Origin of the sequence: Pinisolibacter aquiterrae (genome assembly GCF_019160155.1) — a bacterium.
Lineage (GTDB): Bacteria > Pseudomonadota > Alphaproteobacteria > Rhizobiales > Ancalomicrobiaceae > Pinisolibacter > Pinisolibacter aquiterrae.
Map to the genome: position 1 here is coordinate 402,835 of NZ_JAFNIH010000019.1, position 22,987 is coordinate 425,821.

17 protein-coding genes are annotated in these 22,987 nt (G+C 68.2%); 3 read left to right on the plus strand and 14 right to left on the minus strand.

Annotated features, from left to right (window positions below; translation table 11 throughout):
* Positions 1 to 196: 196 nt before the first annotated feature.
* Entirely contained in the window at positions 197 to 2,446 is a 2,250-nt protein-coding gene (locus J3S89_RS06185) for a heavy metal translocating P-type ATPase (protein WP_217926593.1), read from the minus strand.
* A 188-nt stretch (positions 2,447 to 2,634) separates the two neighbouring features.
* On the opposite strand from J3S89_RS06185, the gene J3S89_RS06190 reads away from it, so the two are divergent.
* On the plus strand, positions 2,635 to 3,348 hold the full coding sequence (locus tag J3S89_RS06190; protein ID WP_217926594.1) for a GNAT family N-acetyltransferase: 714 nt from the start codon (positions 2,635 to 2,637) through the stop codon (positions 3,346 to 3,348).
* 68 nt (positions 3,349 to 3,416) lie between these two features.
* Here J3S89_RS06190 and J3S89_RS06195 read toward each other — a convergent pair whose 3' ends face one another.
* Positions 3,417 to 4,652: an MFS transporter gene (locus J3S89_RS06195; RefSeq protein WP_217926595.1), complete on the minus strand. Its 1,236-nt coding sequence runs from the start codon at positions 4,650 to 4,652 to the stop codon at positions 3,417 to 3,419.
* Between the two features lie 256 nt (positions 4,653 to 4,908).
* Here J3S89_RS06195 and J3S89_RS06200 point away from each other — a divergent pair, with 256 nt between their 5' ends.
* On the plus strand, positions 4,909 to 7,260 hold the full coding sequence (locus J3S89_RS06200; RefSeq protein ID WP_217926596.1) for a tetratricopeptide repeat protein: 2,352 nt from the start codon (positions 4,909 to 4,911) through the stop codon (positions 7,258 to 7,260).
* A 70-nt stretch (positions 7,261 to 7,330) separates the two neighbouring features.
* Here J3S89_RS06200 and J3S89_RS06205 read toward each other — a convergent pair whose 3' ends face one another.
* The 9 genes from J3S89_RS06205 to J3S89_RS06245 all read right to left on the minus strand — a co-directional run bounded on the left by J3S89_RS06205 (position 7,331) and on the right by J3S89_RS06245 (position 18,433).
* Positions 7,331 to 8,578, minus strand: a complete 1,248-nt coding sequence (locus J3S89_RS06205; RefSeq protein WP_217926597.1) for a phenylacetate--CoA ligase family protein — start codon at positions 8,576 to 8,578, stop codon at positions 7,331 to 7,333.
* Between the two features lie 11 nt (positions 8,579 to 8,589).
* Positions 8,590 to 9,426 carry an ABC transporter ATP-binding protein gene (locus J3S89_RS06210; RefSeq protein ID WP_217926598.1) on the minus strand — a complete coding sequence of 279 codons (837 nt, stop codon included), beginning with the start codon at positions 9,424 to 9,426 and terminating at the stop codon, positions 8,590 to 8,592.
* A 153-nt stretch (positions 9,427 to 9,579) separates the two neighbouring features.
* Positions 9,580 to 10,911, minus strand: coding sequence for an ABC transporter substrate-binding protein (locus tag J3S89_RS06215; protein WP_217926599.1), 1,332 nt, complete (start codon positions 10,909 to 10,911; stop codon positions 9,580 to 9,582).
* Positions 10,912 to 11,029: 118 nt separating this feature from the next.
* Positions 11,030 to 12,106, minus strand: coding sequence for a branched-chain amino acid ABC transporter permease (locus J3S89_RS06220; protein ID WP_217926600.1), 1,077 nt, complete (start codon positions 12,104 to 12,106; stop codon positions 11,030 to 11,032).
* 177 nt (positions 12,107 to 12,283) lie between these two features.
* Positions 12,284 to 13,240 (minus strand): branched-chain amino acid ABC transporter permease, encoded by a 957-nt coding sequence (locus tag J3S89_RS06225; protein WP_217926601.1) that lies wholly within the window; start codon positions 13,238 to 13,240, stop codon positions 12,284 to 12,286.
* Between the two features lie 13 nt (positions 13,241 to 13,253).
* Positions 13,254 to 14,048 carry an ABC transporter ATP-binding protein gene (locus J3S89_RS06230; protein WP_217926602.1) on the minus strand — a complete coding sequence of 265 codons (795 nt, stop codon included), beginning with the start codon at positions 14,046 to 14,048 and terminating at the stop codon, positions 13,254 to 13,256.
* Positions 14,045 to 16,024: an AMP-binding protein gene (locus J3S89_RS06235; protein WP_217926603.1), complete on the minus strand. Its 1,980-nt coding sequence runs from the start codon at positions 16,022 to 16,024 to the stop codon at positions 14,045 to 14,047. Before J3S89_RS06235 ends, J3S89_RS06230 begins: the two co-directional genes overlap by 4 nt.
* A gap of 298 nt (positions 16,025 to 16,322) precedes the next feature.
* Positions 16,323 to 17,912: a TRAP transporter large permease gene (locus tag J3S89_RS06240; protein ID WP_217926604.1), complete on the minus strand. Its 1,590-nt coding sequence runs from the start codon at positions 17,910 to 17,912 to the stop codon at positions 16,323 to 16,325.
* Positions 17,909 to 18,433: a TRAP transporter small permease subunit gene (locus J3S89_RS06245; RefSeq protein ID WP_217926605.1), complete on the minus strand. Its 525-nt coding sequence runs from the start codon at positions 18,431 to 18,433 to the stop codon at positions 17,909 to 17,911. The genes J3S89_RS06240 and J3S89_RS06245 overlap by 4 nt, the downstream gene beginning before the upstream one ends.
* A gap of 202 nt (positions 18,434 to 18,635) precedes the next feature.
* On the opposite strand from J3S89_RS06245, the gene J3S89_RS06250 reads away from it, so the two are divergent.
* The gene (locus J3S89_RS06250; protein WP_217926606.1) at positions 18,636 to 19,391 is read left to right on the plus strand and encodes a gamma-glutamyl-gamma-aminobutyrate hydrolase family protein; all 756 of its coding nucleotides are present in this window, start codon (positions 18,636 to 18,638) and stop codon (positions 19,389 to 19,391) included.
* Between the two features lie 391 nt (positions 19,392 to 19,782).
* On the opposite strand, the gene J3S89_RS06255 is transcribed toward J3S89_RS06250, so the two are convergent.
* The 3 genes from J3S89_RS06255 to J3S89_RS06265 all read right to left on the minus strand — a co-directional run bounded on the left by J3S89_RS06255 (position 19,783) and on the right by J3S89_RS06265 (position 22,483).
* The gene (locus J3S89_RS06255) at positions 19,783 to 20,784 is read right to left on the minus strand and encodes a nickel/cobalt transporter (RefSeq protein ID WP_217926607.1); all 1,002 of its coding nucleotides are present in this window, start codon (positions 20,782 to 20,784) and stop codon (positions 19,783 to 19,785) included.
* 29 nt (positions 20,785 to 20,813) lie between these two features.
* The gene (locus J3S89_RS06260; RefSeq protein ID WP_217926608.1) at positions 20,814 to 21,479 is read right to left on the minus strand and encodes a DUF1007 family protein; all 666 of its coding nucleotides are present in this window, start codon (positions 21,477 to 21,479) and stop codon (positions 20,814 to 20,816) included.
* Between the two features lie 95 nt (positions 21,480 to 21,574).
* A complete protein-coding gene (locus J3S89_RS06265; RefSeq protein ID WP_217926609.1) occupies positions 21,575 to 22,483 on the minus strand; it encodes a LysR family transcriptional regulator in 909 nt (302 codons plus the stop codon).
* Between the last annotated feature and the right edge of the window lie 504 nt (positions 22,484 to 22,987).

The following is a 22,987-nucleotide window of genomic DNA, read 5'->3' on the forward strand; positions in this document are numbered from 1 at the left end:
ACCCCGCCAGGATGCATCCTTCCCATGCGGAAAAGGAGCCCGTCTCGAACGTCGGCGGCGGAGGAACGGCGAGAAAGTTGCGCGCTCGCGCCGGGAGGCGAGCGATTCCGATGGCGAGACGTCGGCGAGATCACCGGCCCCGCGAGGCACGAAGAGACCAGCCGATCCGACCCGTCCGGCCCGGCGAGACGGGGCCTCAGAGCTTCGGCTTCCACCGCGTCAGCGTCAGCGCGTTGGTCACGACCGTGACCGAGCTCATCGCCATCGCCGCCCCGGCCAGCGCCGGGGTGAGGTGGCCCATGGCGGCGAGCGGCACGCCGACCACGTTGTAGAAGAACGCCCAGAAGAGATTCTGGCGGATCTTGCCCCAGGTCGCCCGGGCGATCTCGAGCGCCGCCGCCACCAGCCGCGGATCGGCCCGCATCAGGGTGATGCCCGCCGTCTCCATCGCCACGTCGGCGCCCGAGCCCATGGCGATGCCGACGTCCGCCGCGGCGAGCGCCGGCGCGTCGTTGACCCCGTCGCCGACCATCGCCACCACCTGGCCCGAGCGCCGGAGCAGCTCCACCACCTCGACCTTGCCCTCGGGCAGGACCTGGGCGCGGACCGCGTCGACGCCGACCGCGCGCGCCACCGCCTGCGCCGGCGCCTTGGCGTCGCCGGTGACGAGATGGGACGAGATGCGCTCGGCCGAGAGCCGGGCGATCGCCTCTGCCGCCGTCGCCCGCAACGGATCGGCCAGCGCCACCAGCCCCAGCGCCTCGTGATCGCGCGCCACCACCACCACGGTCTTGGCCTCGCCGGCGAGGCGGCGCGCCTCGCTCTCGAAGAGGCGCAGATCGACGTCGAGTTCCTCCATCAGCCGGGCATTGCCGACCGCGATCGTCCGCCCCTCGACGGTGCCGGAGACCCCGCGCCCGACCGAGGCGCGGAACTCGGTCGCGGTCGAGAGCGCGATCCCGCGCGTCTCCGCCGCCCGCACGAAGGCGGCCGCGAGCGGATGTTCACTGGCGCTCTGGAGCGAGGCGGCGAGCCGCAACATCTCGTCGCCGGAGCCGCCCAGGGTGAAGACGTCGGTGACCGAGGGTCGCCCCTCCGTCAGCGTCCCGGTCTTGTCGAAGACGACGCAGTCGACCGCATGGGCCCGTTCCAGCGCTTCGATGTCACGAATGAGAATGCCCGCCTTGGCCGCAGCCCCGGTGCCGGCGACGAGCGCCGTCGGCGTGGCGAGACCGAGCGCGCAGGGACAGGCGATCACCAGCACCGCCACGGCCGGGATCAGCGCCCCTTCGAAATCGTGCCCCGCCAGCCACCACGCCGCGAAGGTGAGGATCGCGATCGCCACGATCACCGGCACGAACACCGCCGCGATCCGGTCGACCAGCTTCTGCACCGGCGCCTTGGCGATCTGCGCCTGTTCGACCAGATGGCCGATCCGGGCGATGGTGGTGTCCTCGCCGACCGCCGTCAGCGTCACGGTGAGGGAGCCCGCGCCGTTGATGGTGCCGGCGGTCACCTTGTCTCCCGCCCCCTTGGCGACCGGCATGCTCTCGCCGGTGACGAGGCTCTCGTCGAGATCCGACGCCCCCTCGGCGACGAGACCGTCCGCCGCCACCCGCTCGCCGGGCCGCACCAGGATCCGTTCGCCGCGCCGCAGCCGATCGACCGAGACCGTCTCCTGCGTCCCGTCGGGCAGAAGCCGCGTCGCCGTGTCCGGCCGCAGCTGCATCAGCTTGGCCACCGCCGCGCTCGCCGAGCGCTTGGCCCGCGCCTCCAGGAGCTTGCCGAGGATGATCAGGGTCAGCACGGTGGTCGACCCCTCGAAATAGAGATGCGGCCCGGCCGCGTCGCCGTGGCGCCCGATCGCCCAGACGGAGAACGCATAGGCCGCCGAGGTGCCGAGCGCCACCAGCACGTCCATGTTGGCGGAGCGCCCGCGCAGCGCCTTGAAGGCGCCGACGTAGAAGCGCGCCCCGGCGATCGCCTGCACCGGAGTCGCCAGCGCCAGCTGGACCCACGGCGTCAGCCAATGGGCATGCGCGCCCCAGGCCATCGGCACCATCGCCACCAGGAAGGGCAGCGTCAGCACGGCGGAGAAGAGGAAGAGCGCGAAGGTGCGCCGCTCCTCGCGGGCCCGTTCCGCCGCCGCCCGCTCGAGCGCCGCGCGCCGGGCCGCGACTGCGGTGTCGCGCGGATGGGCGCCGAAACCGGCGCGCTCGATCGTCTCGACGATCGCGCTGGTCTCCACCCCCGGCGCCACGATTTCCGCCGTCTCGAGCGCCAGATTGACGGTCGCCCGCTCCACCCCGGGCATCCGCCCGAGCACCTTCTCGATGCGCGCCGAACAGGCCGCGCAGGTCATGCCGGTGACGTCGACGACGATCGGCGTCGCGCCGGAGGCGGTGTCGGAGGTCGGGTGGGAGGGGGCGGGAGCGAGGGCATTCATGGGCTCATATTTGCGCTCTTCCGGCCGGAAGGTCGAGAGGTCGCGCGTCCGGTTGCCGGAATGCGCGGTCACATCCGTGTCAGCGCGGATGACCGTTGATCTCGCCGCGCCCCAGCGCCTAAGGTCGCCTCGGGGCAAACGAAACGTCGCGCGTCGCCGACACCCCGCAAGAAAAGGATACCCGCACCATGCCGGGAACTCGTGAGGAGCGCCCGGTCGGGCCGCTCGTCGAAGGCTGGAGCGAACGCGCTCGGCCGGTACGCGCCACCATCACAGGCACCCACGGCCGTCTCGAGCCGCTCGACACCGCCAAGCACGGCGCCGACCTGTGGGCGGCGATCGTGGGCCACGATTCGGTCTGGACCTACATGAGCTACGGCCCCTTCGAGACCGAAGGCGCCTTCCTCGCCTGGCTGAAGAGCCGCGAGGAACTGACCGATCCCCTCTCCTTCGCCGTGGTCGACACCGCCTCCGGCAAGGCGCTCGGCGTCCTGACGCTGATGGAGGTCCGTCCCGCCGCCGGCGTCGTCGAGATCGGCCACATCTTCTTCGCGCCGGTGCTCCAGAAGACCCGCGCCGCGACGGAGGCGATCTTCCTGGCCATGCGCCATGCCTTCGACGACCTCGGCTATCGCCGCTTCGAATGGAAGTGCGACGGCCTCAACGCCCCGTCCCGCGCCGCCGCGATCCGCTTCGGCTTCACCTTCGAGGGCCTGTTCCGCCAGCACATGGTGATCAAGGGCCGCAACCGCGACACCGCCTGGTATTCGATCGTCGACAAGGAATGGCCGGTGGTGAAGGCCGGGTTCGAAGCCTGGCTGAAGCCGGAGAACTTCGACGCCGAGGGCCACCAGAAGGCCGGCCTCGCCGACCTCCGCCCGAAGGCCGCCCACGCCCGCTGAGGACCGAGGAACCGAGACGACGCGAGCCGGCCGGGGGCGACCTCGGCCGGCTTTTTCCTGCGTCCCTCTCAGCGCGCCGAGCCGCCGCCGAAGGCCGCGCGGTTCGAGACCCGCATCACGACCAGCGCCAACACCGCCGCCGCGAGCGGCACGAAGGAGACGGCGAGCACCGTGCTCCACCCCGACGTCGTCAGGAGCCCACCCGAGGAGAGCGAGCCGACCGTCATCGTTCCGAAGACGAGGAAATCGTTGAGCGACTGGACGCGCGTCCGCTCCTCCGGCCGGTGGCAACCGAGCACCAGCGCCGAGGCGCCGACGAAGCCGAAGTTCCAGCCGACCCCGAGCAGGATCAGCATCACCCAGAAATGGGGCACGTCGACGCCCATCAGCCCGGCCGCGGCCGAGAGCGCGATCAGCGTCAACCCGGCGGCGACCACGCGCGGCGCGCCGAAACGGGTGATGAGATGGCCGGTGACGAAGCCGGGCGCATACATGGCGATGATGTGCCACTGGAGCCCGGTATTGGCCGATTCCTGGCTGAGGCCACACATCCGCATCGCCAGCGGCGCGGCGGTCATCAGGAAGTTCATGACCATGTAGGATACGACCCCGCAGATGACGGCGACGACGAAGCGCGGCTGGCGGGCGATCTCCATCAACGGCCGTCCGCCCGCGATCTCGGTTCGGCTCGGCATGGGGATGTGGACGCCGACGAGGACGAGCGCGGAGACGGCCGCGACCGCCGCCTGCGCGACATGGGTCGCGGCGAAGAGATAGGGCGGCCACAGATCCATCGTATGGGTGACGAGCTGCGGCCCGATCACCCCGGCGAAGACCCCGCCCGCCATCACGAAGGACATCGCCCGCGCCCGCCGCTCGAAGGGCACGCAGTCCGCCGCCGCGAAGCGGAACGACACCACGACCGCCGCATAGGCCCCGCCGAGGAAGGCGGCCAGGCAATAGAGCCAGAACGAGCCGAGGACCACCGCCGCCGTCGCGATCCCTCCGGCGACCACGGCCGCCCCCGTCCCGACGAGAAAAGCCGCGCGCCGGCCGTGGAGCCGCGCGATCGCCCCGACCGGCAGCGTCGACACCGCCATACCGACGACGAAGACCGAGATCGGCAGCGTCGCCAAAGTCTTGTCGGGTGCGAGGATGTTTCCGACCACCGCCCCGGTCGCATAGAAGACCGAGGAATTGGCCCCCGCGAGCGCCTGCGCCGTCGCCAGCCTGAGGACGTCGCGTCCCCCCGAAGGCCCCACCGCCTGCTGAACGGCACTCTCCTCGACGGCGGAACGGGACATCGTCACCTCGATTTCGGCTGAGGACGCGAGCGGAAAGGAGAGCCGACCGCGAGAAAACCTCGCAGGACCGGACGAGCCGCATCACCTAGCAGAGCCCGCTCCCGATGGGAAATCCGAAGGTCGCGCGCTCACCGGCACGCGTCGTCGCGGGCGGCGCGGCGTCATGTGGAGAGGCCGGTTCTGGCGCTTTGCGGCAACTCGGAAGCAGGGTATTTCTGGTTGTCCGACGACGGAGCTGCTCATGGAATGGTTGGGGATGCTGCTCGACACGGTCGTCGGCGGACTGCCGTCGGCGGCGGCGGCACTCTGCCCGGAGCACCTGAAGAGGCGATGGCAGCAGCGGCTCGCCGACAAGAATCCGTTCGCGACCATCTCGGACAACCATGATCTCATCCGGGCGACTAGGCTCGCGTGGATCGAGGCCGCGCAAGACGTTCTGGAGGCGGCACAAGCGCGAAAGTCAGATCGGGAATGGCACTCGCAATACGCGAGCATCTCAGCCTTCCACGACACGATTCGGGACATCCTGCTCGACGTGCGCGAAGACGCGCTCGACCGGCGCAAGGCCCCTGGCCATTCCCCGATCGACGTGCATGTCGAGGCCGTGATCGCCGGCGTCCCAGAACGGATCTCTCTCGGCGAGCATGCGGCGAAAGGCGCGTCGGTGAGTGCCGGCTTCACCAAAACGCTGGCCGAACTCAGCAACTGGAGCGTGCCGGAAATTCCCCCGATCTTTCAACAGATCGCCGACGTCGGCCTCGCCCCCCATGGTGGAGGGGCGGCGCGGTCCTTCGGCGAGTTGGTCTTCGCGGCCTTCGCCGAAATCCTGAAGGATCCCAGGAAATACCCGCAAGCGTGCGAGGCCTTCCACATCGCCACCGAAAAGCTCGGTCGCGACCTCGGCCGAGCGACACTCGACGCCGTGCGCGGGCTCGACGATCGGCTGGATGCTCTGACCTCGCAACTCGATGCGCTCGGCATCCTGCGCGCTGGCGTCATCCACCATCTGGAGCTCATACCGAAGATTGCGGACGATGCCGCAGCGACGCGCGACGGCGTCACTTCGGCGAACGACAAGCTCGACAAAATCATGCGGCGGATAGCGCAAGCCGAAGGCGTCCCGCTCGACGCGTTGCGCACCATCCTGACCGACATGGGCGAGGCGGCGGACGAACTCGACGCCGATCAAATCGAAGAACGGCTCAGAGCCAAGGCAGGTGAATTCAAGGCTCTGACCGACCGGCTGAACCGCCTCTCCAACGACGATCCCGAAGTCCGAGGACTGCGCCACGCGGCGGCCGAAGCGCTGGGCATGGGCCGTTTCGCGCAGGCCGACACGCACCTCGCCGCCGCCGAAGAGCGCGATCTCGCAGGTCTGGAGGATCTGGAGGCGCTGGCGAAACAGAAGCGCCTCTCCGCAGCCGAAAGCCGCGCCGGGCGAGCCGCCGCCGCCAAGCTGCGCACCAGCCCGGACGGATACCGCGAAGCTGCGAGCCACTACGGTGAGGCCGCTCGGATCGCCGCACCCGCCGACCCCGGAATCTCGCGCGACTACGCGCGCCGGAAGGGCATGACGTTGATCGATCTGGGCGCCGAGTTCGGTCTGAACAATGCGCTTCTCGAAGCGGTCGATCATTTCAGGGAGATGACGAGCACTGTCGATCGGACCGACGATCCGCTCGAATGGGCAAGGACACAAGCCAGTCTCGGCACGGCGCTCATGAAGCTCGGTGAACGTGAAGGAGGTGTGGAGCGATTGAAGGAGGCGGTTGTCGCCTTCCGTGCGGTGCTGAAAGTCCGACGTTGGGATCGCGGTCCGCTCGAGTGGGCGATCGCACAGACCAACCTCGCCACGACACTCCTCAGGCTCGGTGAGAGAGAAAGTGGAACGGCGCGGCTCAAGGAGGCAGTCACGGCCTTTCGTGCCGTATTGACCGTGCACCGTCGGAATCGTGTGCCGCTCCGATGGGCGATGACGCAGACCAATCTCGGCGTCGCACTCTCGATACTCGGCGAGCGTGAGGGCGAGGGCGAACGCGGTACGGCAAGATTGGAGGAGGCGGTCGAGGCTTACCGGGCAGCGCTCGAGGAATACCGGCAAGACGTCGTGCCACTCCGATGGGCCATGACGCAGGCCAATCTCGGCACCACGCTCATGAGGCTCGGCCAACGCGAGGGCAGAACAACGCGGCTGCAAGAGGCGGTCGCCGCTTTCCGCGCGGCATTGAAGGAACAAACGCGAGAGCGCGATCCGGTGGAATGGGCGAGGACGCAGACCAATCTCGGCCTCACCCTCTTCATGCTCGGCGAGCGCGAGAAGAACACCACCGGGATGAAAGAGGCTCTCGTTGCTTTGAACGCGGCACTGGAGGAACGAAGGCAGGATCGCGCGCCACGCGACTGGGCGAACACGCTTTGCCTTGCGGGCGACGTCTTACGGACCATTGCCGACCAGAACCATGATCTCATTCTCGCCCAACTGGCCCTACGACAGATAGAGGACACGCGCCAAGCATTCCACGCATACGGCAACGAGCGCGAACGGGTCTACCATGCCGAACAGAGTCGCGCGGCGCGAGAGTTGGTCGAGCGGTTGCGAAGAGGGTGATGGAACGGGTCATGTCTGGAGTACGGCGAGTGTCGAGGCACCCGCCGAACCCCAGAGGAACACATGCCCCTCACCCCACCGGCCGTTCGTCGGCGATCACCTTGCCGTCCCTCGGCAGCGCGCCCGGCTCCACCCGGACGACGCCGCCCTTGAGCTTGGTCACCGCCTGCAGGGTCGCCGCCACCTTCGCCGGCAGGGCGCCGTCCTCCGTCTCGGTCTCGATGCGGAGCTCCATCGCGTCCTGCTCGCGCTCGCGGGTCACGACCAGCCGCGCCAGCCGGATCTCGGGATGGCGCTTCACCACCCGGTCGATGTCGGAGGGGTCGACGAACATGCCCTTGACCTTGGCCTTCTGGTCGGCGCGGCCCATCCAGCCCTTGATGCGCGGGCCGGTCCGGCCGCAGGGAGAGGCCTCGGTGAGCAGCGCCGAGAGGTCGCCCGTGCCGAGCCGGATCACCGGATGGACCGTGTCCGCCCGGCTCACCACCACCTCGCCGACCTCGCCCGGCGCGACCGCGTCGCTCGTCCCCGGCCGCACGATCTCGAGCACGATCCGCTCGTCGACCACCATCCCCGGATTGACCGAGCCGTCCGGCGCGTCGGTCTCGTAGGCGACCAGTCCCACGTCGGCGATCGCGTAGCATTGCCGCACCTTGACCCCGCGCGCCTCGAGCTCGGCGCGAAGCGTCGCCGGCAGCGCCGCGCCGGTCACCAGCGCCACTTGCAGGGACGAGGTGTCGCGGCCGAGCTCGCGGCCCGAATCGAGCAGGATCTTGAGGAAGTCGGGCGTCCCGACATAGGCGCGCGGCCGATAGTGCTCGATCAGCTCGAGCTGCGCCTCCTTGTTGCCCGGCCCGGCCGGGATCACCGGGCAGCCGAGCGCCCGCGCCCCCGCGTCCAGAATGAAGCCGCCCGGCGTCAGGTGATAGGCGAAGGTGTTGAGCACCACGTCGCCCTTGCGGATTCCCGCCGCATGGAGCGCGCGCGCGGTGCCCCACCAGTCGGACGCGGCGCCCTCGGGCTCGTAGACCGGCCCCGGCGAGGTGAAGAGATGCGCGACGCCGGAGAGATCCGACGGCGTGATCTCGGCGAAGGGCCGGTTCTCCGACTGCAACAGCTTCAGCGCGTCCTTGCGCAGCACCGGGATCGCCGCGAGGTCGCGATAATGGCGCAGCGCCATCGGCTCGACCGTGGAAAACCGCTTGCGCCACAGGCGCTTGCGCGCCAGATCGGCGATCGCGCCGGCCAGCGCCGCCATCTGCTCGCGTTCGCGCACACGCGGCCCCCGCGTCTCCGCCCGATCGAACCCCCGCGCCATGGGACGCCCCCTCATGCCAGCCAGCGCTTGCGCCGCTTGTAGTGTTTGACTTCCTTGAAACTCTTGCGCCCCGCCGCCGCCACGCCGAGGTAGAATTCCTTGACGTCCTCGTTCTCCGCCAAGGCCTTCGCCTCGCCGTCCATGACGATTCGCCCCGATTCGAGAATGTAGCCGTGGGTCGCCCAACGCAACGCGACCGCCGTGTTCTGCTCGGCGAGCAGGAACGAGACGCCCTCTTGCGTGTTGAGCCGATGGACGATCTCGAAGATCTCGTCGACGATCTGCGGCGCCAGCCCCATCGAGGGCTCGTCGAGCAGGATCATCGTCGGCCGCGACATCAGCGCCCGCCCCACCGCCACCATCTGCTGCTCGCCGCCCGAGGTGTAGCCGGCGAGCGACTTGCGGCGCTGCTTGAGGCGCGGAAAGAGCTCGTAGACCTTCTCGAGATCCGCCTTGATCGCGCCGCGCCCGTCGGCCCGGGTGAAGGCGCCGGTCAGGAGATTGTCCTCGACCGTCAGATGGCCGAAACAGTGCCGGCCCTCCATCACCTGGATGCAGCCGCGCCGCACCAACTCGTTGGGCGAGAGATCCTGCACCTCCTCGCCGTTGAAGACGATCTTGCCCTTGGTCACCTCGCCGCGTTCGGCGTGGAGCAGGTTGGAGACCGCCTTCAGCGTCGTCGTCTTGCCGGCGCCGTTGGCGCCGAGCAGCGCCACCACGCCGCCCTTCGGCACCGTCAAGGAAACGCCCTTCAGCACCAGCGCGACGTGGTCGTAGACCACTTCGATGTTGTCCACGGCGAGCAGCGGCCGGGCCGCGGGCGTCGTCTCGGATGTCTTCTCGGACATGGGGTGTCGGTGCCTCGATGAGGTGTCGAGTGGGAAGGAGCCGTGGACGAAGTGTGGGTCAGACCTTCGCCCACGGCGATCGCCCGGGAGCGGCGAACCGCTCGCGCGCTTCGACGGGCCGCTCGGGGGCCGCCCGTCGATTCGATCGCGACCTCAGCGGCCGCCACAGGCCTCGGTGCGCGCCGGCCACGGCGCGTTCTTGTCGGCATAGGCCTTGGCGTCGGCGAGAAGCGTCGGACGAATCTTGTCCGTCATCGGCTCGATCCAGTCGGAGACCTTCACCCACTTGGCCCCGTCCCACTGCTGCACGTAGACCGGGTTCTCACCGGAATGGTCGTCGCAGGTGACCTTCATCGGCGCCATGAAGCCCTCGAGCCCCATTTCCTTGATGCGGGCGGCGTCGATGTTGAGCGTCTCGAGACCGGCGCGCATGTCGGCGGCGTCGATCATCTTCTTGCCGGCGATCTTCTGCGCGTTGCGGATCGCCTCGGCGATCAGCATCGAGTTGTAGACGCCGTGATTGTAGTTGTTCTCGCCGATGCGATCCTCGCCCTTCACCTGCGACAGGCCCTTGGCGAAGACGTATTTCTTGATGTCGGCGAGCGCGGGATAGTTCGCGCCGGTGCCGTTGAAGTTGAGCGTCAGGAAGCCCTTGGCGCCCGCGCCGCCGGCCTTGGCGTCGTCGTCGCCGCCGGAGAACCACACGCCGATGAAGCGATCCATCGGATAGCCGATCTTGGCGGCCTCCTTGACGGCGGTCGGGTTCATCGCGCCCCAGCCCCACATGATCATCCAATCGGGGCTGTCCGACTGGACGTTCAGCCACTGCGACGACTGATCCTGCATCTTGTCGCCGGGCACCGGATATTTGGCGAGCTTGAAGCCGTTCTCCTTGGCGAGCTCTTCCAGGAGCGGGATCGGCTCCTTGCCGTAGGGCGCGTCGAGATAGATGTAGCCGATGGTCTTGCCCTTGAGCTTGGCCATGCCGCCCGACTTCTCGGCGATGTACTTGATCGCGACCGAGGCGCCGTCCCAATAGGTCATCGGCGGATTGAACACCCACGGGAAGGTCTTGCCGTCCGCCGCGGCGGACAGGCCGTAGGCCATCGACAGGACCGGGATCTTGTCGACGCCGGCCTTGGGGATCAGCTGAAGCGTGATGCCGGTCGACCAGGGATTGTAGACGAGCGCGCCCTTGCCCTTGGTGGCCTCGTAGCACTCGACACCCTTCTGGGAGTTGTAGCCGGTCTCGCATTCCTCGAGCGCCAGCTTCACACCGCCGATGCCGCCGTCGCGCTGATTGAGCATCTCGAGATAGTCGTGCATGCCGTCGGCGATGCCGATGCCCGAACCGGCATAGGCGCCGGTGCGATAGGTGAGCAGCGGCACGTAGAGGCTCTCCTCCGCATGCGCCGTCGAGATCGGCGGCAGGACGGCGGCGATCACCGAGGCCACTGAAAAGGCTAGTCCAAGACGTCCGAACATCTGCGTTTCCTCCGCTCTCGGTGCCGCTCCCCCGTCTCGTTCGCGGGAGATGTGACACCCTGGGCCGTCGTCGCACGAGGTCCGCCGACCGGCCCGTGCCGGCGGATGGGGGCGCCCCTCACCAGGGGAAGGGCCACACCCGAAGCTTCTGCTTGGTCACCGCCCACAGGCGCGCGAGCCCGTGCGGTTCCACGATCAGGAAGAAGATGATCAGCGCGCCGACGATCATCGAATTGACGTGCTCGACCCGCGCCGAGGGCACGTCGATGCCGACGAGGCCGGGCGCGAACTTGATGACGACCGGCAGCGCCCAGATGAAGGCCGCGCCGAGCCACGATCCGAGCAGGCTGCCGAGCCCGCCGATGATCACCATGAACAGCACCTGGAACGACAGCGTGATGCCGAAGGCCGAGGGCTCGGCCGCGCCCAGCCAGAAGAACACCATCATCGCCCCGGCGACGCCGGCGAGATAGGACGAGACCGCGAAGGCGAGGAGCTTCGCCGGCAACAGCCGCACACCCATCAGCTCCGCTGCGATGTCCATGTCGCGCACCATCATCCAGGTCCGCCCGATGCGGCCGTGGACGAGGTTCGAGGTGATCCAGGTGAGGAACACGACGAGCCCCAGCACCACGAAATAGCGCGTCAGCGGATCCGCCTCCGGCCCCGAGATCGACAGGCCGAACAGCGTCCGCCGCACCGCCTCGATGGCGCCGGAAGACGAATAGTCGGTGAGCCAGCCCATCCGCACGAAGCACCACTCGAGGAAGAACTGCGCCGCCAGCGTCGTCACCGCCAGATAGAGCCCTTTGATGCGGAGCGACGGCAGGCCGAAGATCACGCCGATCCCGGCCGAGAAGACCCCCGAGCAGAGGATCCACACCAGGAGGTTCACCTCGGGAAAGGCATTGGCGAGCTTGTAGGCGGCATAGGCGCCGACGCCCATGAAGGCGCCGGTGCCGAGCGAGATCTGCCCCGCGTAGCCGGTCAGGATGTTGAGCCCGATCGCCGCCAGCGTGAAGATCAGGCCGGGGATCAGGATCGAGGTCAGAACGAAGTCGTTCGAGACCAGCGGCAACACCACCACGGCGATCGCCAGCAGCACGAGGATGCCGATCCGATCCTGACGGATCGGAAACACCGCCATGTCGGCCGCGTAGGTCGATTTGAACTGTCCGACTTCACGATAGAACATGGGTCTCGATCCTGAAGCTCGTCGTCGTCGAAAGGGAGCACGGGAACCGTCGGGCGGAATAGGTGACGCCGTATTCCGCCATCGGCGCCCCGGGCGGAATACGGCTGTGCCTATTCCGCCCTACGAGGCCGCGTTCACCGGCGGCGATGGTGTCGTGGTGCATGGTCATCGTCGTCCTCACACCCGCTCGATGATCTTTTCGCCGAACAGGCCCTGCGGCCGGAACAGCAGGAAGCCGAGCGCGATCAGATAGGCGAGCCAGCTCTCGATGCCACCGCCCAAGAGCCGCCCCCAATAGATCTCGCCGACCTTCTCGCCGATGCCGATCATCAAGCCGCCGACGATGGCGCCCGGCACCGAGGTGAAGCCGCCGAGGATCAGCACCGGCAGCGCCTTCAGCGCGATGATCTCGAGATCGAACGACACTTGCGAGCGCGCCCCCCACATGATGCCGGTGACCAGCGCGACGACGCCGGCGGCGAACCACACGATCACCCAGATCTTCTCGAGGGAGATGCCGACCGACAGCGCCGCCTGATGATCGTCGGCGACCGCCCGGAGCGCCCGGCCGATCTTGGTTCGGGCGAAGAACACCGCGAGGAAGGCCACCATCGCCAGCGCCACCACCGCGGCGGTGATGTCGATCTCCTTCAGGATCAGGGTCTTGCCGAAGAGCGGAACCCGCAGGACGTCGGTCGGAATGCCGAGCGCGCCGGTGATCATCACCTTGGGCTCGCCGCCGAACACCATCTCGCCGAGACCGACCAGGAACCGCGTGAGGCCGATCGTCGCCATCAGGAGGATGATGTCGGGCTGGTTGACCAGCGGTCTCAGCACCAGCTTCTCGATGCCGAAGGCGAGGATCAGCATGGCGACGACCGCCGCCGCCAGGGCCAACCACCCCGGCATGCCCATCTCGGCGAGGCCGACCAGCGTCAGCGCGGCGAACACCACCATGATGCCCTGGGCGAAGTTGAAGACTCCCGAGGCCTTGTAGATCAGCACGAAACCGAGCGCGACCAGCGCGTAGAGCACGCCGGAGACGAAGCCCTCCCACACCACCTGGACCAGGAAGGTCGGGTTCGTGCCCATTCGGACGAAGGGATCGAGGAAGATCGAGGCGAGGAGATCCATGGGTCGCTTCTCCTCAGTGGGACCGGCCGAGATAGGCGTCGATGACGGTCTGGTCGTTCTGGACCTCGTCGGGCGTGCCGTCGGCGATCTTGCGGCCGTATTCGAGCACCACCACCCGGTCGGAGAGATCCATCACCACCCCCATGTCGTGTTCGATGAGCGCGATCGTCGTGCCGTAGGTCTCGCGGATGTCGAGGATGAAGCGGCTCATGTCCTCCTTCTCCTCGAGGTTCATGCCGGCCATCGGTTCGTCGAGCAGCAGGAGTTCCGGCTCCTGGGCGAGCGCGCGCCCGAGTTCCACCCGCTTCTTGAGCCCGTAGGGGAGCTTGCCGACGGGCGTCTTGCGGATGTGCTGGATCTCCAGGAAGTCGATGATCTCCTCGACCTTGGCGCGGTGATCGATCTCCTCGGCGAGCGCCGGGCCGAAGCGCAGGCACTGCCAGAAGAAGCCGCGGGTCATCTTCAGGGTCCGCCCCGCCATGATGTTGTCGAGGGTGGAGAGCCCCTTGAAGAGCGCCACGTTCTGGAAGGTGCGGCCGATCCCGCGCCGCGCCGCCTCGTGCGGCCGGCGGCCCGTCCGCGCCTCGCCGCGATGGACCACACGACCGATCTGGGGATGGTAGAAACCGTTGATGACGTTGAGCATCGACGTCTTGCCGGCGCCGTTCGGGCCGATGATCGCGCGCACCTCGCCCGCCTTGATGTCGAAGGACACGTCGGTCAAGGCCTTCACGCCGCCGAAGGAGAGCGAGATGTTCTCGACCGCGAGCAACTGCTTGCCGTGTTCGATCGGGGTGAGCCCACTCATTCCGCCGCCTCCCTCTGCGCGGTCGGATGGACCGTCATGTCCTCGATCTTCACGTCGCCGGTGATGCTGCCCTTGCGACCGTCCTCGAAGGCGATCTCGGTGACCACGTGCTTCTCGGTGGAGCCGTCGTAGAGCGCCTCCACCAGCGGGGCATAACGATCGGCGATGAAGCTGCGCCGCACCTTCTGGGTCCGGGTCAACTCGCCGTCGTCGGCGTCGAGTTCCTTGTGCAGGACCAGGAAACGGCGGATCTGCGCGCCCGCCATCATCGGTTCGGCCGCGAGGTCGCGATTGACCCGGTCGACCGCCGCCCGGATGCGCTCGATGACGCGTGGGTGGCCGGCGAGTTCCTGGTAGCTCGCGTAGGTGACGTCGTTGCGCTCGGCCCAGGCGCCGACCGAGCCGAGATCGATGTTGACGAAGACCGTCACGAAGTCACGCTTGTCGCCGAAGGCCACCGCCTCCTTGATGTCGGCGAAGAACTTGAGCTTGTTCTCGATGTATTTCGGCGCGAACAAGGTGCCGTCGGCCAGTTTGCCGACGTCCTTGGCGCGGTCGATGATCTTGAGATGCCCGGTCGCGTCGACGAAGCCGGCGTCGCCCGAGCGCACCCAGCCGTCGGGCGTCTTGGTCTCGGCGGTGGCGGCGTCGTTCTTGTAGTAGCCGACGAAGACGCCGGGGCTCTTGTAGAGCACCTCGCCGCTGTCGGAGATCTTGATCTCCACCTCCGGCGCCGGCACCCCGACCGTCTCGGCGTGGATCTCGGCATCCGGCTGCATCGTCACGTAGACCGAGGCTTCGGTCTGGCCGTAGAGCTGCTTCAGATTGATGCCGAGCGCGCGGAAATAGCGGAAGATCTCCGGCCCGATCGCCTCGCCGGCGGTATAGGCGACGCGGGTGCGCGAGAAGCCGTAGCGGTTCTTGAGCGGCCCGTAGACCAGGATCTCGCCGAGCCCGTAGGTGAGACGATCCATCAGCCCGACCGGCCGGCGATCGAGGATCGCCTCGCCGACCCGGTCGGCCACCTTCAGGAAATGCTCGACCATGCGCTGCTTGACGCGGCCGGCGTCCTGCATCCGGACCTGCGTGCGGGTCAGGAGGCTCTCGTAGACGCGCGGCGGGGCGAAGACGTAGGTCGGACCGATCTCGCGGCGATCGTCCTCCACCGTCTCCGCGCTCTCCGGACAGGAGACGCAGAAGCCGGCGATCAGCGATTGGGCATAGGAGAAGATGTGGTCGCCGACCCAGGCGATCGGCAGATAGGCGACGACCTCCTCGCTCTCGCCGAGCCGGTCGAAATCGATGCCGTTGCGGGCCGAGATCAACACGTTGTCGAAGGAGAGCATCACCCCCTTCGGCTTGCCGGTGGTGCCGGAGGTGTAGAGCATCACGGCGAGGTCGAAGCCGCGCCCCAACTCGATCCGCGCCCGCCAGCCCGCCTCGAGCACGGGATCGCGATCGCGCGCCTCCCGCCCCGACCGCGACACCTCGACGAAGGCGTGGAGCCGGCCGTGCTCGTAGTCGCGCATGCCGCGCTCGTCGTCGTAGATCATGTGGCGCAGCGCCGGCAGGCGACCGGCCACCGAGAGAACCTTGTCGACCTGCTCCTGGTCCTCGGCGACGACGAAGGCGACCTCGGCGTGCTCCAGCACATAGGCCATCTCGTCGGCGACGCTGTCCTTGTAGACCGGCACCGGCACCGCGCCGAGCGACTGCACGGCGGCGAAGGTCCAATAGAGCCGCGGCCGGTTGGCGCCGATCACCGCCACCTTCTCGCCGGCCTCGAGACCGAGTTTCTGAAGGCCGAGCGCGTAGTCGCGCACCAGATCGGCGACCTCGCCCCACGTCCAGGTCTGCCAGATGCCGAGATCCTTCTCGCGCATCGCCGGACGATCGCGACGGTTCACGGCATTCCAGATCAACAGTTTGGGAAAGGTGTCCCGTTCGCCGGAACGGGTTTCTCCCGCCGTCGCCATGCGCGTCTTCTCCCCTCGGCGTCTCGCATTCTCACCGAATTTCGGTGGCGCTCGATCGTTCGATTAAATGGGATTAATGCCGAGTTTCGTCTCGGACGCAAGCCTCGAGCGCCGCCCATTGGTCGTAGAGAAGGAAATTCCAGTGGGCCGAAAAAATGCATGCTCACTGCATGTCGATGCCGTCGGAGCGAAAATGAGAAGGCCCGGAGGGCGTTTCTCGCCATCCGGGCCTCGTCGGTTCGAACCGCTTTCGCACGCCGTGGGCGCCGGTTTTCGGCCTCCCGCGCGCGCCCCCGCGTCATTGCGACGCGTAGAGCAACCTCGGCAGCCAGGTCGCGAGCGACGGCCATTCCCACAGCACCCACAGCATCGCCACCTGGATGACCACGAAGGGCACCGCGCCGAGATAGATGTGCGAGGTCTTGACCTCCGGTGGCGCCACGCCGCGCAGGAAGAACAGCGCCGCGCCGAAGGGGGGATGCATGAACGAGGTCTGGAGATTGACGCTCATCAGCACGCCGAGCCACACCGGGCTCATCGCCGAACCGTCCGGCATCGGCATCTTCAAGAGCACCGGCGCGGCGATCGGCACGACGATATAGGCGATCTCCAGATAGTCGACGAAGAAACCGAGCAGGAACATCGCGATCATCACGACGATGATCGCCTGGGCCGAGCCGCCCGGCAGCGCCTCGAGGTGACGCGCCACCATCGCCTCGCCGCCGAGGCCACGGAACACCAGGCTGAAGAAGGTCGCGCCGATGACGATGGTGAAGACCATCGTGGTGATCTCGGTGGTGGTGCGCACCACGGGCCGCAGCACTTCCCCCTTGAAGTTGACCCAGGTCGCCAGCAGCACGCCCGCCGCCAGCACCAGCGACAACACCACCGAGGCGGCGATCCCGAGCGACTGGAGCCCGGTGGTGTCGGAGCGACCGAGCCGCATGTCGACGGTGGTCGCCAGCACCAGCAGCGCCGCCAGCGCCACCCAGGTCGCGACGAACCACGGCGTGAGATGCGGCGCGCGCCGCTGGCCGCCGAGCAGAAGCGTGCCGACCGCGCCGACCGAGGCCGCTTCCGTCGGCGTGGCGATGCCGAACAGGATCGATCCGAGCACGCACAGGACGAGCGCCACCGGCGGGATCAGAGCGCCGGCCACTTCACCGAGCGTCACCTTGCCGAGGCCTTCCGGCGCCGGCGGCGAGCTCTTCGGCGAGACGATCGCCACCACCACCTGATAGACGATGTAGAGACCGGCGAGCGCGAGACCGGGGATCAGCGCGCCGGCGAAGAGATCCGACACCGAGACGGTCTCGGGGGCGAAGTTGCCCATGTCGGTCTGCGCGGTCTGATAGGCGTTGGCGAGCACGTCGCCGAGCACCACCAGCACCAGCGACGGCGGAATGATCTGCCCGAGCGTTCCCGCCGCCGCGATCGATCCGGCCGCCAGTTTCGGGTCGTAGCCCCAGCGCAGCATGGTCGGCAGCGACAGGAGCCCCATCGTCACCACCGTCGCCCCGACGATGCCGGTCGAGGCCGCGAGCAGCGCGCCGACCAGCGTCACGGATATGCCGAGCCCGCCGGGGAGGCGGCCGAACAGCCGCCCCATCGTCTCGAGCAGCAGTTCCGCCACCTTGGAGCGCTCGAGCATCACGCCCATGAAGACGAACAGCGGCACCGAGATCAGCACCGGGTTGGTCATGATGCCGAAGATGCGCTGCGGCAGCGCCGCCAGGAAGGTCGGGTCGAAGGCCCCGAGCATCCAGCCGATCACCGAGAACAGGATCGCCGTCCCGGCGAGCGTGAAGGCGACCGGAAAGCCCGCCAGCAGCACGACACAGGCGACGACGAACATGCCGACGTCGAGCCATTCGGACACGGTGTTCATCGGGCCGTCTCCTCGGTCTCGGCGTCGTCCTCGGTCAGCGTGGCGATCGCCCGGATCACCGACGAGAGGCCCTGAAGGGCGAGCAGCCCGGCGAAGGCGAGCAACTCCGCCTTGAGCAGATAGAGGAAGGGCAGACCCGCCGTCTCGCGCGACCCTTCGAGGATGGCGAAGGAGCGCCACACGTAAGGGTAGGCGACCCAGAGCAGCAGCCCCGTCACCGGCCACAGGAAGACCAGCGTCCCCACCAGATCGACGATCGCCCGCGCCTTCAGGCTCGCCTCACGATAATAGATGTCGACCCGCACATGCCCGTCGCGCAGCAGCGTGAACCCGGCCGCCAGCATGAACACCGAGGCATAGACGTAGGTGATGCCCTCCTGCAGCCAGACGAAGCCGACGCCGAAGACGTAACGCTGGATCACGACTGCGAACTGCAACAGGACGAGGGCGAACACCCCCCAGGCGATGAAGCGGCCGACCTTGTCGTTCAAGGCCTCGATCGCTGTGGCGATTTTGAGCATGAGATCCCCGAGAGGAACGAAGAACAGCGGGAAGGCCCTTCATAGACGGGCGAAACCCATCGGTCGAGCACCACGAGCGCGGGAGCCATGCGACCATCGGCTCCGTCTCGTCATTTCGCCGAGGTCGTGGCATATCTGCCGAACGACCGCTCGAGAGCCGGGGCCGCGCCCCCGGCCACTGGTTTCACGCTCGCGAGGTGCCATGACCGCCCGTCCGCTCGTCCTTCTCTCCGCCGACTACAAGGTCATCGACGGCCTCGCCTGGCACATGACGCCGGCGCCCTACATCGAGGGCGTTCTGCACGGTGCCGGCGCCATGCCGGTGCTCCTGCCGGCGCTCGGCGGCGCGCTCGACCTCGACGCCATCCTCGCCCGCATGGACGGCGTGCTCCTGACCGGGTCGCGCTCCAACGTGCATCCGAGCCTCTACGGCGAGGAGCCGACCCTCGGCCACGAGCCCTACGACCCCGCCCGCGACGCCACCACCCTGCCGCTGATCCGCCGCGCCATCGATCTCGGCGTGCCGCTCCTCGCCATCTGCCGCGGCTATCAGGAGCTGAACGTCGCGCTCGGCGGCTCGCTCCACACGGAGATCCAGACCTTCGAGGGCCGGATGGACCACCGCGCCCCCGACACCTCCGACTGGGACGCCCGCTTCGCCATCCGCCACCCGGTCCACATCGTCCGCGACGGCTGCATCGGCAAGATCCTGGACGCCGACAGCGTCGACGTGAATTCGCTCCACCGCCAGGGCCTCGCCCGCCTCGCCGATCGCCTGGCGATCGAGGCGACCGCGCCCGACGGCACCATCGAGGCGGTGCGCGTGGTCGATGCGAAGGCCTTCGCCGTCGGCGTCCAGTGGCATCCCGAATATTGGGTGAGGACCGACGGCCCCTCGGCCAAACTCTTCGCCGCCTTCGGCGCCGCCATGCACGAGCGCGCCGCCGCGCGCGGGTGACGGCGGGGGCGACCGGCGAAGGCCCGATCGGCCGTCCGCGAACGCGTCCTCTCCCCGCAACGACCTCGTGCGGAGACCTTCACGGGTGAGGTGCCCGGTCGAAGACCGGGCCTCCAACCACGAAGGGCGAGAGGCACGGCCTCCGGGGATCGCGGGCGGGTCTCGGGCGATCGTGCCCATCGGCCCTTCGCCCTTCGAGGCTCGCTCACGCTCGCACCTCAGGGTGAAGCGCCTCCGCACCGGGAGCCCCGTTCGGCCGCACTCGGCCGCCACCCATCTCTCCGGGAAGAATCGATCGGTGGCTTTCAGCCGCCGCCCATCTCTCCGGGAAGAATCGATCGGCGGCTTTCAGCCGCCGCCCATCTCTCCGGGAAGAATCGATCGGCGGCTTTCAGCCGCCGATCGGGCCACCCCAGATCGCCGCGCCGGTCAGGAGCGTGCCGGCGGTCAGGACGAGCAGCGCGCCCGTGACCTCCGCCGTGCGCAGGATCCGCAGGGGCCACGGCCCCTCGTCACCGGCGATCCTGAGCGCCAGATTGCGCGCGCTCACCGCCAGCGAGGCGAGAACCGACACGGTGAATCCGGTGCCGAGCGCCATCGCCATCACCGAGGCCATGCCGGGGCCCGGCATCTTCTGCGCGAAGGCGAAGACCAGAACGATCAGCGCCCCGGTACAGGGCCGGATCCCGACCGCCGCGATCGCGCCGAGCGCCTTCTTCCAATCGAACGGCCCCTTGATCAGCGAGGGATCCGGCATGTGCGACACGCCGCAGGGACAGGCCTGCGGCACCGCCGCCGGATCGCCGCCGATCGCGCAATCGACCACGTCCGCCTCGCTCGCCACCACCGGGGCGGCGCGCGCCGCCCGGCGCGCCCGCACGATCGGCTCGACGATCTTCACCCAGGCGAGCCACAGCCCGAGCCCGAGGATCGCCGCCGCGCTGGTGCGCTCGAGCGCCGTCGTGGCGTCGGTCATCTGCAACGCCGTCAGATTGAAGATCAGGATCGCCGAACCGACCAGGAGGATCGCCATCGCCCCCTGCACCACCGCCGAGATGAAGGCGAGCACGATGCCGCGCTTCAGCGTCTCGTCGTTGGCGAGCACATAGGAGGTGATCACCGCCTTGCCGTGACCGGGACCGGCGGCGTGGAAGATGCCGTAGAGAAACGAGAGCCCGATCATCCACCAACCGGCGTGCGGCTGGGTCTTCATCGCCCTGAGCCCGTCCTTCAGCGCCAAGTAGAAGACGCTCTGCTGATGGACGATCCAGGCGAAGATCGTGCCGCGCGGCGCCGAGGCGCCGAGCTCCGGGTTGCCGACGCCGAAGGGACCGGCCTGGGCGAAGGCCGGTGCCGCCGTGACCATCACCGCGAGCCCGAGGACGATCGCCACGACCGCCCATCCGTGGAGCCGCCGGGCGCTCACGGGCACACCACCGTCATGCGATTGGCGAGATCGGAGGTCATCGCCTTGAGATTGGCCGGCAATTCGCGCTCGCTCGCCGGGATCTGGCCGAGGATCGCGGCGGTCGCCGGATCCGGCGCGTCCTTGCGCTTGAGGCTCGCCTTGCAGTTGGCCGGCGCGTTCTCGAGAACGATCGGGTCCTTCTCCACCATCTGGAAATCGACGAAATAGCCGGGATCGTAGACGTCCAGCGTGACCCCGGTCGCATCCGGCTTGATCGGCTGCATCAGATTGAGCGTGTAGAACAGCGTCAGATAGCCGTCGGCCGACTGCAGCCAATATTCGGTCGGGATCTTGAACCCGGTGCGGCGTCCGCCGACCCGAAGAAAGGTGAAATACTCGTAGTCCTTCAGCGAATCGACATTGACCTTGGCGAGCGGCTGCAATTCCTCGACGGTGAGGATGCCGTCGCCGTTCTTGTCGAGCCCCTGGGAGGCGAAGGCGGAAAAGGCGTCGTCGAAACGCCAGATCTGACGCACCGCGACGATCCGCCCCTCCTTGTCGAACACCACCTGGCTGCGCGCGTCGACGAAGACGTGCGGATGGGCCGCCGCCGGCGCCGCCACGCCGATCACGGCACCGACCGCCGCGACGGCGCTGAGAACGAGGGATCGCAACGACATGGGGCCTCCCGGCGGTTCCGCTGCCCGGCAGCGGTGGCTACGCGAATCGCGAGGGGATCATCGCATTGCGGCGAAGGCGAGGACAGGCATCCGCCTCACATGCAGGGGTCGCGCCGCTTGCGTCGCTCGAACCAGCCGACCAGAAAATCGACGAAGACCCGCACCTTGGCCGAGAGATGGCGGCGATGCGGATAGACCGCGTTGACGGTCAGGCCGGTCAGCTCGAACTCCTCGAGCAGGGCGACGAGCCGCCCGTCCTGGATCGCCCGCGCCACCGCGAACAACGGCACCCGCGCCACCCCGACCCCGGCGATCGCCGCCTCGGCGGTCACCTGCGGTCCGTTGACGTTCATGCGCGGGCTCACCGCCACCACCACCCGCTCGCCATCGACGATGAAGGGCCAATGGTGCCAGTTGCGCGCGTTGGTGTCGCAGATCGCCGGCAGTCCCAGGAGATCGTCCGGCCGCGCCGGGCGCCCATGCGCCTCGATCCACGCCGGCGCGGCGCAGGTCACCACTCGAAAGGCGGCGAGGCGCCGGGCGATCAGGCTCGAATCGGCCGGCTCCGAGACCCGGATCGCCACGTCGAACCCCTCCTCGACCAGATCGACGAAGCGATCGTCGAGCCTCAGATCGATGGTGATGTCGGGATGCTCGGCCATGAACTCGACCACCGCGCCCCCGAGCTCGGCGTCGCCATAGGAGCGCGGCGCCGAAATCCGCAGATGCCCACGCGCCTGAGTGTGGGTGTCGCGCACCGAGGCGGTGAGGTCCTCGAGCCGCTGCAGGAGATCGACCGCCTCGCGGTGATAGGCGATGCCGGCTTCCGTCGGCGACAGCTGCCGCGTCGTCCGATTGAGCAGGCGAACCCCCAGTTCGTCCTCGAGATCGCGGACGTATTTGGAGAGCAACGCCTTCGATTTGCCGGCCTTGCGCGCGGCGGCCGAAAACCCGCCGGCATCCACCACCTGCACGAAGGCCTGCATGCGCGTCAGCGTGTCCATCACCGTCTCCGCTCACCGAACGATCCTCGGGAAATCCTACTCGATCGTCTCCGATTTGCCACCCCCGAGGCGCCCGGTGCCGGCCTCGCGCGCGCTCCGCCGCGCCCACGCGGATTCCGTGAATTCCCTCGATCGGCCCGTGGCTTGCCCGGGGGTGGAAAATCTCGGTCCGTCATCGAGAATTCACTTGTGTCACCGGGCGAACGGCCCTATATCCCGGCTCGCCCAAATTCGCACGTGCCTGTGGCTACGTGCCGGTCGATGACGTTCCAGGGACAAGAGGCCTGGGAATTCCATCGGGGCAACCGGCAGCCGGAGTAACCGGCGCACCTCGTGACTCACACGGGGGACGTGGCTTGAAGCAACGACGTAGAGGGCTTTTTTGGTCTCTGCCGGCTCGTCCAAAGGCCGGGGTTACTGAAGAGGCAACTACTTCCTTGCCGGCGTGCGGACGGGTCCTCCCATCCAAGCCATGGCAGCAACGTCCGTGATCGAGCCGCTCCG